The sequence below is a fragment of the Mesorhizobium sp. M8A.F.Ca.ET.021.01.1.1 genome (assembly GCF_003998025.1).
Taxonomy (GTDB): Bacteria; Pseudomonadota; Alphaproteobacteria; order Rhizobiales; family Rhizobiaceae; genus Mesorhizobium.
Map to the genome: position 1 here is coordinate 1 of NZ_RZSJ01000981.1, position 1,060 is coordinate 1,060.

Genomic DNA, 1,060 nt, shown 5'->3' on the forward strand with positions numbered 1-1,060 from the left:
GTCTTAGAAGCAAACTTCTTCGTCGCCAGCGGCGCACCGCCCTCGTTCGTGAGGCGTATATAGTCGCCACCTACCAAAACTGTCAACACACCTTCGCAAAGTTTTTGAACTTTTTGCGACAGAAATTTTGGGCACGCTTTGTGGATAGCCGACTGCCCCAGGGGAACAGGGGATAACAGGAGGCCACGGCCACGAAGGAGCCCTATTGCCGCCGCATTGCCGTTCGACACCAAGGCCAACAAGAGAGGCGCAAGCACAGCCGTGCAATGGCGTCTTTATTGAGCCTCGAAGGGGCGCGCGCGGGAGTCTTATGAATGAAGGCACGCCGCCCGCTTTTCAGAGCGCTCTATAAGAGAAGTGCACGAGGGGAATTCGACCGGGGCCCGAGGCTTCGTTGACTTAACCTGCCGTGACAGGCAAATGTCATGGCCACAACAAAAGCGACAAGCCGTCCCGCCCGGGGAAGAAGCAGCCTTTCTGGATGCCAGATACGGAAGATGTCATAGCCGAACTCGGCAATGAGCCGCCGCTTATCGCGGATGGCCGCAGCGGCCCGCCCGATCGGCGTGAGGTTTCCGCGCGCTGGCTGTCGGGAACATTCCTCACCGGCGTGACCTCGAGCGTGCTGATGGGCGTGGCGCTGTTTGCCGCCCTAGACGGGCGCCAGCAACTGGCGACCCCACCAGAGATCGCCGAACTGATTGGCCTCGCCAGCAATGGCGATTCCGGCGAAGTGGCCAAGACCACCAGGCTGGTGGCGCCGCGCCAGATTGCCAAGGCCAAGGACCGTCGTCGCATGGAAGTGTCGATGGTTACCAAGGTCGGCGACCGCGATGTCATCCACACCATGCCTTTCGTGCAGATCAAGATGGCGCTCGCCGCCGGGCACACCACTAGCCGGCCCTACCCGCCCTTCGACCCGATGCAGGTGTTCGGCAACGATAGCGACGACGGCGCCGCCGCACAGCCGGCGGCGGCGGCGTCCGCCGCTTCCGGCCAGATCTACGGCGCCAAGGTCGAAAGCGAGATGAGCCTGAAGACCGTCGATTTCCCGCTCGAG

Annotated in this window: 1 protein-coding gene and 1 pseudogene; one reads left to right on the forward strand and one right to left on the reverse strand. The window is 62.1% G+C overall.

The features are described from left to right. Positions 1 to 230 (reverse strand): hypothetical protein (locus EOA36_RS37890; protein WP_245464569.1); only part of this gene is annotated, 230 nt, incomplete at its 3' end. Between the two features lie 251 nt (positions 231 to 481). Between EOA36_RS37890 and EOA36_RS36015 the strand changes: the two are divergent. Next, positions 482 to 1,060, forward strand: a pseudogene (locus tag EOA36_RS36015) (M23 family peptidase); the annotation flags it as partial.